Genomic DNA, 9,039 nt, shown 5'->3' with positions numbered 1-9,039 from the left:
GATACAGAAGCGTGATGGTTCCACCTTCTCTTTCAATGCAGCTGATTGGGATGGGAATCTGTATTGGGGAGAGTGGAATCCAAGTGAAGATGCTTGGAACTTGGTACTCTCTGCCGATCATATGATCTCCGATATCCCAGACCTCGGTATCGAATCTTTCGGTCCTTCGTTTGTCATAGCCAACAAGAGCCCCAATGAGATGGTGAAAGCGGATGACTTCGGCAGGGATTTGCTTCGTGACGGCATATGGGAGGTGAAGGAGGAGTTCACGTTCAAGGTAAGCCCTGTATTGGTGGAGAATAACCAGGTGCTGCACCTCTGTGCCTATGCCTACTTGGATAATGAATGCCATAAGGAGTGGAACGTCAGCGACGGGTGGCATCTTACGTTCAGTGCCGATGACTTGAGCGTAGTAGTACGTAGTACTCGCTTGCGAAGAATTGGGATACAGGGTATACACAACATATGGAAATGCTTAGAAATCAGCTGACGATGATGATCAAGCCGGCGTCGGCTGCGTGCAATCTTGCCTGCGATTATTGTTTTTATCTGGATACCGCCCATCATCGGGAAGTCGGTGTTCTTCCTCTCATGAAGAACGAGGTTGCCGATGCCATTATCCAAAAGAGTCTAGCAGAGGCAAAACACTGCAGTTTTGTGTTTCAAGGCGGAGAGCCTTCACTGGCTGGTCTCTCGTTCTTTGAACGCTTTGTTGAGCAGGTTGCCTTGCGCAAGTCTGAAGAGCATACCATTTCGTATGCGTTTCAGACCAACGGCTTGAAGGTTGACAGAGCTTGGGCCCGTTTCTTCAAAAAGCACGACTTCTTGGTCGGAGTCTCCTTTGACGGCAGCCCGCGCCTGCATGACCTGCACCGTTTTGACTCCCAACAAAAGGGCAGTGGCAGGTCGGTAGCTTCCGCCCTCTCCTTGCTGAAAGAAGAGGGTGTGCAATTCAATGTACTTTCCGTGGTGACCAATGAGCTGGCCCAGAACATCAAGCAGGCGTATACCTATTTGGTGAACCATGAAATCTACTATCATCAATATATCGCCTGTATGGATCCTCTGCAGGATGAAAAGAGTTATCTGTCACCTGATGTCTATGGCCGGTTCCTCAAGGAGTTGTTCGACCTCTGGTTTGCCTCGTGGCAGCAGGGAACGCCTGTTTCAATTCGGTTTTTTGACAACCTGGTGGGAATGCTAGCAGGCTATCCGCCCGAAAGCTGTGATATGGGAGGAGTTTGCTCGGTAAACTACGTGGTGGAGAGCAACGGGGATGTCTATCCTTGCGATTTCTATTGTGTTGACGACCAACGCTTGGGCAATATAGGAGAGAACTCCTTTGCACAATTGGATGCCAAGCGTACAGAGCTGCGGTTCATCGAGGACTCTCCCAATCGTACCGACGATTGTGCGACTTGTCAGTGGCGGCTTCTCTGTCGTGGCGGATGCAAGCGGTATCGCAGTGAAACCGGATACAAGTACTGCTCATCGATGCAGGAATTTTTCCCCTATGCCATACAGAGACTTGAGATGGTAGCTCGGTCGTTGCAGAAACAATAAGTCTGGAGGGGTGTGTGGAAATACTTTTGGTTGTCATTACGTTCATAGCAACGGTCATCGGTGCCATCAGCGGCATCGGCGGCGGAGTGCTCATCAAACCTGTCATGGATGCCTTGGTTGACTATCCTGTAGCTACCATCAGCTTTCTCAGCGGCAATACCGTTCTTGCCATGACAGCCGTCTCCTTGCTTCGCAGCCGCAAGGACTCAATCAAAGTAGACAGCGTGGTGGGAACGCCTCTTGCCATTGGCGGGGCTTTTGGTGGTGTTTTCGGAAAGCTGATATTCTCTGCCATCCAACAAGCGTATCAGAACGATGCTCTGCTGGGTCTGGTTCAGAATATCCTGATGGTTCTCCTCACTGTCACGGTGTTTTTCTATGTCCTGAATAAGTCGAAAATCAAGACGCTGTCCGTCCGCAACAAGGTACTTGCCTTGGCAGCCGGCTTGGTTTTAGGGCTTTTTTCCTCATTTCTGGGAATCGGGGGAGGGCCGATCAACATCATGTTCCTTTCCTACCTGTTCTCCATGGACAGCAAGCATGCTGCACTCAACTCGTTGTACATTATCTTTTGCAGCCAGGTCGCCAATCTTATTGCCAATATAGTTCAAGGTTGCATTCCGTCGTTCGATGTACTGCTTCTTGTCTCCATGATGGCAAGCGGCATTGCCGGGGCGATGGCAGGGCGGTCGGTAACCAAGAAGCTGGACAACACCCAGGTGGACAAGCTCTTCATGGCACTGATGGCGGTAATCATCCTGCTCTCACTGAGTAATGTGGTTAAGTTTGCACGTGTTTGAAATACGATATCGATGTACAAGCTGCATGAGATTTGAAGAATCTGCTCAACGATTTCATTGCTGATTCCCAGCGTATTCATGGTGATAGACTTTTCTTCCAGGACAAACGTATGGCGCGTGCTGGAAGGGGTGAGGCCGGTGGTGGTGTCGGCAATCTTTGTTGCAGATTGCCTTGTCCTCCTTCACCACACCCGACCTCTTTGCCGTAGGAGTCTTCCTTGTAGCCTTCTTAGCCCTGAACAACAAGAAGATTCCCCTTGGTCCCATCACCTTGTTGATTTTGGGAGCCTTGGCCGGAATTGGTAGATATCTCATCGTCAGCTGAATCGAAAGAAGTGTGTACAGCATTAATTTAATAGGACTGTTCTGTCATTCCTTTCGTGTGCTTGAGGGGAGGAGGGAATGTAAGTGGGTAGACCCTATGGAGTGTGATCATTCGTACCAAAAAGGTATTGTTAATAGATACAATTTTCGATTTCTTCTGTCATAGGTTCTGGAATAATCATTTCTGTTTCGATACACTCCTAGATAATCTTACTCAGTGTTCAGAGGTGTATTGCTATGATTAGACTAACCAAGCGTGTGTTCACCGATCTTGCGATATGGATGATTGGCTTTGGCATGTTCGTCGGAGTGATATTTCCCTTTTTTACGGTTCTTCTGGGCATGGATCGGTCATTGGCCTACACTTGGTGGTTCTTTTGTGTGTGTATTCTCGCCGGTTTATTTGTTGGAGCGTTTAATATACTGCTTGCAAAAAGTATCGTGGGAGGCCGCTTGGTTTTGCTTTCCAGGCAGATGCAGAAAGTTGAAAACCATTTGAAAGCTGTGGCGGGTAAGAACGAGATTATGGATTGTACCCCCAAGGAGTGTCATCTGCCTGTGGATAGTGATGATTCCATCGGGTTGAGCTCAAAAGCCTTCAATACCCTTGTCGACACACTGGGTTCTTCCTTGCAGCTTGAGATGCAGATGCGCACGTACACCAGTATGCTTACCAGTTATTTGGAAACAAGGGAACTCTGCCAGCACGCCCTCACCAGTTTGATGGAAATATTCAACTTTTCCGGTGGGGCCATCCTGGTTGAGAAAGGCGGTGCGTTGCAGGTGGAGGTATTCATGGGGCTTGTGAGCAGCAAGAACCTCACCGATAACGCTATGGTGCTTACCAGTCTCCAAACATTAAAAGCACGCCTAATCGATATTCCCGACTTTATCCAGGTGGATGGGGTGCTCACCACCTTCAGACCCGTCAAGGTCCTGATTCAACCAATTGTGTATAAACAACTAGCCTTGGGGGTCATGGTGCTTGCCACCAGTGAAGCATTATTGCCGGAGAAAGCAGGCAATATTGATCTGTTTTCTTCCAGCTTTGCACTCGCCCTGCATAATGCGGTTACGCATGACCAGGTGCAGCAGCTGGCTGCGGTGGATCCTTTGACCGGTATTTACAACCGACGTTTCGGTCTTACCCGCCTGCATGAAGAATTCATCCGGACAGTCAAACAGAACGGGGCGATCGGCCTGCTTATGCTGGATGTAGACCGATTCAAGCAGGTTAACGATACTTATGGTCATACGATTGGTGATCGGGTGTTGCAGGCCATTGCCAGCACAGCCCGCAACCAGCTGCGTGAAGGTGATATCATCGTTCGCCTAGGCGGTGATGAATTCATGATGGTCCTCCTTGGTGCCAATCGTGACGATACCCTGGAAGTAGGGGAGTCGATACGTCGCAGTATTGAAGAGAAGCGCATCATCTATGGCAACCAAGAAATCAGGATAACGGTAAGTATCGGAGGGGCTTCCTTTCCCGAGCATGATGCCAATCATGAAGAGGAGCTCATTGAGGCTGCGGATCAAGCTCTTTACCTGGTCAAGGAGAGCGGGAGAAATCGCGTATCGCTTTAGTGCATGTTCCGCAAGGGCTTGTACAGTAGTGCCAGAAAGACCATCCAAGGGATGAGGGAGAGGATGGAGAAGACCAAGCCGATTATTCCTGCTGTCGAGGGGATGCTCATCAAAATCCCACTGATCAAGCCTATGATGGCGATCTTTCTTGGAAGGTCACTTTTCAAAAGGGCATAGGATATGAGAATCAGGCAGATTCCGTTGAGGATATAGTAGGTGTTGAAGGCCGTCCCTCTCCATTGCAGGATCAGTGATTCTGCTATGGTCAGCCAGGTTTGCTGTTCCATAGGTGTACCGGCTGCTGCGTAGTTTCTCTGTGCTTCCCAGAGTTCAAAGGCACCGTTGCTGCTATAGTAAGCGGCGATGCCGATATACCCCAGCAGCAGGGCGATTTGCATCAGGCCTCGATGCTTTTCCTTCAGCAGTTCATAGAGTCCCAGATAGACAAGGGCGACCAGGGCGTTGTCTATGAGGTAGAGCAGATCCATCTCGATGAGGCCGAGCAACCAGTTGCTTGCAAACAAGTCGAACCAGAGTTTTGCTTCAGTAGGTGGCTGGTGAAGGCTGAAAATGATTATCTGCGTGGGGATGAGAATCAGCATGGCAATGCTGCAATAGGCAGCCGTTTTTCCGAGAAGGCGTGGACTATTCTCCATACACTTCCTCCCTTGTGTTGAGAAACAATACTGTAGAATGCTAGTGTGAGAATAGGGGTGACCTCTTGTTGGTTCTGTGTTTTTATTGGAGGTTAACAAGTGTGCTGTCCGCCGTCTGCCCCAAACCTTGGGAGAAAACATTCGTGTCCTTTGAGGACACGTACTTTATGAAGGCCAAGGTCTGTACATTCAATCATATCCCGATCAACTTTGGTGTGGATCAGAGAGGTCCTTATTGCCATCGACAAAGACGATGCAGGGCTCAAGCCCTTCTAACTGCCGGGGACGTTTCTTTCCAATGTGTATGAGGGGGGCTGTTCAAGGATACGGGAAAGTGGTGTAAGGATTTTGAGCGGTTTGCCAAGGAGAAGGCGTTTGTGATCAACACCTGGTACATGTGGTACACCACCTGTCCAAAATGCGCCAAGAAGTATGGTAAGAACTACGTGGTAGTGCTCGCACGCTAGAAAAGTCTGTGCTCGCACGCTAGAAAAGTCTGGTCATACAGAAATCTCTCGGCTACTATGATTGCATGCAGAGGAGGTTTGCATGCTGATCAATTGTACGCGCAAAATGTATAGGTATGTTGGTGGTTCAGAACAGATAGCTTCGGATGAGTATGATTCTCTGTTCACCTGGTCAGGGGAGCTGTTTTATGGCGATAATGCCAACCCCTACGTTATGATTCGCAACCTTGCTACTGGATTTCCCATCCTGTTTCAGGTATCAAGAAAAACCTTTGCGATCGACAGCGAACAGATTCTATCTGAGATTCGTAAGGCTTTTCTTGCTCAAGGGTATGACAATGATGCAATCGAGGCCTATCTGAAGGAAGGCGAGGCTGTCCGATTTGCACAGAAGAGTGACCAGACAGTCAAGAAGAAGCTCGATGCCCTTATCGATTCTGCGTATAAACTCGGATTTGACAAGGTGCTATCCATGCTCCCCAACCAGGAGACAACACAGAATAGGAAGAAGATTGTCAGCGCTGATCTGATGAAGGAGGCCCTTGGTCAACAAAGGCCGGAAATTACCTTGAAACGGAATTTGGTGATTCCAGTAAAGGTAACACTTCAGCTACCCCCCGGCTACAAGGTTTGGCGGAGTTTTCTCCTCCCCCCGACACTTACTATGTATGAATTACATCGTGTGTTGCAAATCGCCTTTGCTTGGGACGACGATCATATGCATGAATTCAGAGTCGGCAAGCATATCCGCATAGGTAAGAAAATCGATGAGCAGTTCGGATGGTTTGACCGGGATGAGCTCTATGACGAAAGTGAAGTGCAGTTGCAACAAGTAGTCGGCCTTGCCCCTTCCTTCACCTATATCTATGATTTCGGCGATTATTGGGCCCATACCATCAAGGTCGGTAAACCTATGTTCATACCTGAAGAGCCCGTTGTGGTGTGTACGGGCGGGGAAGGAGCGAGTCCCTGGGAGGATTGCGGTGGTGCCTATAGGTATCAGTGGATGATGGAAATCCTCGAAGACCCGGAGGATTCGGAGTATGAATCTGTCATGGATTGGACAGGTGGCTACGAAGATCGTGAGTTCGACCAGCTGTACATCAATGCACGTCTTTTGAAAGAATTCTGATTGAGGAGCGTTGTATGCGTTTGGGTGTCATTGCTGATGATTTTACCGGTTCAGTCGATATCGCCGGATTTCTGGTTGCGGGCGGTATGCGCACCATCATGTGCAGCCGCCCTGTGGTTGTCGGCGACAGCGATGCCATCGTCATGAGCCTGAAAATTCGCAGCATCCCCAAATCTGAAGCTGTCAAGCAAGTCTTGGAAGCCTTGGCTTTTCTTCAGCAAGCCGGGTGCGACCGGTTCTACTACAAATACTGTTCCACCTTCGATAGTACCTCCGAGGGAAATATCGGCCCGATCACCGATGCCTTGAGGGAGGCGCTCAACTGCAGCACCACCCTCATCTGTCCGGCTCTCCCGGTCAATGGGAGGACGGTGTTTCATGGGTATCTCTTCGTAAAGGATGAGCTGCTCAGTGACTCCCCGATGCGCCACCATCCACTCAATCCGATGCACGATTCCAAGCTGGCTCGTATTCTCTCATCCCAAAGCCCAGCAAAGAATGGGCATATCTACTACGATGTCATTGCAAAGGGAAGTATTGCCGTGCGCAAGGCAATTGAAGAACTGAAGGCGGACGGTGTGAACAACATCATTGTCGATGTCATCGATGATGAGGATCTGCTCGTCATTGCCGAGGCAACTGAAGACTTCTCATTGGTAACCGGAGGCTCGGGGCTTGCCCAGGGAATTGCACATCGGTGGAGAGAGCGTTCCGGGAAGACTGCAGATTTGAATGCCGCCTTTGTGGTTGAGAGACGAAAAGCTGTGGTAATCGCCGGTTCCTGCTCGGCGATGATGCAGAAACAGGTAGCGTATTACAAAAAGCTTGCACCGTCGCTGAGCATCGATGAACAGGCCTGCCTGGATGACCCTGAGTATTATACAAAGATTGTAGCGGCTTGGGTTCTGGAGCATCAAGACCAGGTGCTCGCTCCCATGGTCTATGCAACACGGTCGCCCTCTGAACTTGAAGAGAACCGAAAGAAATTCGGTGATGCAGATGTATCGTCTGCGATCGAACAGATGTTCAGTCGGTTGACGGGGTTGCTTGCAGACAAAAAAGTGCAGAACTTCATCGTAGGAGGGGGTGAGACCAGCGGGGTGGTGGCTACAACGCTGGGTGTCGATGCCTATCTGATTGGAAGGCAGATCGACCCGGGAGTCTCCTGGGTGCGGTCGTTGGATGGTGCTTATCAGCTGGTGCTGAAAAGCGGAAACTTTGGGTCGGTTGAATTCCTTGAAAAAGCTCAGGAGATGTACGATGGGAATCATTGAGATGAAACAGCAGTTGGTCGAGGCGGCCCGGAGCCTGCACCAGAGAGGCTTTGTCGTAGGAAGTGCAGGCAACTTGTCGGTTCTGCTCGACGATGGCACCTTCCTGGCGACTCCTACCGGTTCATCCTTCGGGGAGTTGACCGAACTCTCTGTCTCTCATTTCACCAAGGAAGGAACCCTTCTTGGAGGGAAGGCTCCCACCAAGGAAGTCCCGTTCCACCTTGCCTGTTATGAGAGCCATCCAGAGGCCAGGGCGGTGGTGCATCTGCACTCAACCTATGCCACATTGCTTGCAAGTTGTGATCATCTGGTTGATGGCCAGCCCTTTGTGCCCTTCACCCCCTACTTTGTGATGAAGGTCAGCAAGGTGGGCATCCTGCCTTACCGCAAGCCGGGTTCTCCCCTCATTGCAGCCGATATTCTTGCCAAACCACACTATTGGACCTATTTGATGCAGAACCACGGGCTTATCGTCTGTGGCTCTTCCTTGCGGGAAGCTGTCTTCAGTGCAGAGGAGTTTGAGGAGAGTGCCAAGCTTTGGTATTTGGGAAGGAGTCTTCCCATCCGGCATTTGACCGAGGAGCAGATGCGCGAGCTGAGGGGGTGGTAGGCCTCACTGTGGTCGGGGGGCCTTCACGTTCCTGCAGGGCTCCTGAGCTCTTGCCTTCATACTTGTATGCCGATGTTGTGCACAATTGCTGCAGCTTCCAAGGCAAAATTGGGTTTGCTCATCCAAACCTACCTGTAAACCAATGGCTCTGGCATAGCCATGGACTTTCACCAAATGTGCAATTCTTCGACTGTCGGGACTGTCGTAGGTGATGGTCTTGTCAAGCAACGCGGCCATCATAAGGTCTCCGGTCATAGCTGGCTCCATGTGTTGTATGCATGCACCAGCTTTTTTGAGCCGGATGCATCGTAGAGATAGACAGGTATAGCTGAATCCGAGCTCTTGGGAGGCTGTACATGGGTCTCATCCGAGAGGATTCTATATCCTTTTCTTTCCTTCAGCGCTTTCACAAAGTCTGAAATCGTATCCAGAGGGTAGTCAAACGCCATTCCTGCCGGGGCAAGGCCCACTTTTGTCGCATCGTGGATATCGTTGCCGCTTGTCATCGCCAGTTCATACTTGCTTGCATATGCACAAGCCTTCCGATCGAACTCTGCATCGTTCTCTGCATTCACCGCCTCAACGCCGTGTACGGCGAATGGACGCAGGTGGATTGCAGAGAGATA

11 protein-coding genes are annotated in these 9,039 nt (G+C 50.2%); 9 read left to right on the top strand and 2 right to left on the bottom strand.

Translation table 11 applies throughout. The features are described from left to right. The 5 genes from B3F49_RS10350 to B3F49_RS10330 all read left to right on the top strand — a co-directional run. Positions 1-490, top strand: a 490-nt coding sequence (locus B3F49_RS10350; protein ID WP_293910859.1) for a hypothetical protein, incomplete at its 5' end; no start/stop codon positions are given. Further along, complete coding sequence (locus B3F49_RS10345; protein WP_293892573.1) at positions 466-1,563, top strand: radical SAM/SPASM domain-containing protein; 1,098 nt, start codon at positions 466-468, stop codon at positions 1,561-1,563. The genes B3F49_RS10350 and B3F49_RS10345, both read left to right, overlap by 25 nt. A gap of 14 nt (positions 1,564-1,577) precedes the next feature. Beyond that, the gene (locus B3F49_RS10340; RefSeq protein ID WP_293910857.1) at positions 1,578-2,363 is read left to right on the top strand and encodes a sulfite exporter TauE/SafE family protein; all 786 of its coding nucleotides are present in this window, start codon (positions 1,578-1,580) and stop codon (positions 2,361-2,363) included. Between the two features lie 157 nt (positions 2,364-2,520). Beyond that, positions 2,521-2,688, top strand: a complete 168-nt coding sequence (locus tag B3F49_RS10335) for a hypothetical protein (protein WP_293910855.1) — start codon at positions 2,521-2,523, stop codon at positions 2,686-2,688. 236 nt (positions 2,689-2,924) lie between these two features. Continuing rightward, positions 2,925-4,274, top strand: coding sequence for a sensor domain-containing diguanylate cyclase (locus B3F49_RS10330; RefSeq protein ID WP_293910853.1), 1,350 nt, complete (start codon positions 2,925-2,927; stop codon positions 4,272-4,274). Here B3F49_RS10330 and B3F49_RS10325 read toward each other — a convergent pair. Then, complete coding sequence (locus B3F49_RS10325; RefSeq protein ID WP_293910851.1) at positions 4,271-4,930, bottom strand: DUF4386 family protein; 660 nt, start codon at positions 4,928-4,930, stop codon at positions 4,271-4,273. The two genes, B3F49_RS10330 and B3F49_RS10325, sit on opposite strands and share 4 nt — an antisense overlap. Positions 4,931-5,244: 314 nt before the next feature. Between B3F49_RS10325 and B3F49_RS12350 the strand changes: the two genes are divergently transcribed. The 4 genes from B3F49_RS12350 (at position 5,245) to B3F49_RS10310 (ending at position 8,413) form a co-directional block, all read left to right on the top strand. Further along, a complete protein-coding gene (locus tag B3F49_RS12350; RefSeq protein ID WP_349681284.1) occupies positions 5,245-5,397 on the top strand; it encodes a hydrolase in 153 nt (50 codons plus the stop codon). An 82-nt stretch (positions 5,398-5,479) separates the two neighbouring features. Then, complete coding sequence (locus B3F49_RS10320; protein WP_293910849.1) at positions 5,480-6,529, top strand: plasmid pRiA4b ORF-3 family protein; 1,050 nt, start codon at positions 5,480-5,482, stop codon at positions 6,527-6,529. 14 nt (positions 6,530-6,543) lie between these two features. Beyond that, positions 6,544-7,803 carry a 3-oxo-tetronate kinase gene (gene otnK, locus B3F49_RS10315; protein WP_293910847.1) on the top strand — a complete coding sequence of 420 codons (1,260 nt, stop codon included), beginning with the start codon at positions 6,544-6,546 and terminating at the stop codon, positions 7,801-7,803. Then, positions 7,790-8,413 carry a class II aldolase/adducin family protein gene (locus B3F49_RS10310; RefSeq protein ID WP_293910845.1) on the top strand — a complete coding sequence of 208 codons (624 nt, stop codon included), beginning with the start codon at positions 7,790-7,792 and terminating at the stop codon, positions 8,411-8,413. The genes otnK and B3F49_RS10310 overlap by 14 nt, the downstream gene beginning before the upstream one ends. 251 nt (positions 8,414-8,664) lie before the next feature. Here B3F49_RS10310 and B3F49_RS10305 read toward each other — a convergent pair. Beyond that, on the bottom strand, positions 8,665-9,039 hold a 375-nt coding region (locus B3F49_RS10305), incomplete at its 5' end, for a PHP-associated domain-containing protein (protein ID WP_293910843.1).

Source organism: Sphaerochaeta sp. UBA5836, assembly GCF_002432845.1.
Lineage (GTDB): Bacteria > Spirochaetota > Spirochaetia > Sphaerochaetales > Sphaerochaetaceae > Sphaerochaeta.
This window is presented reverse-complemented; position numbering and strand designations above follow the sequence as displayed.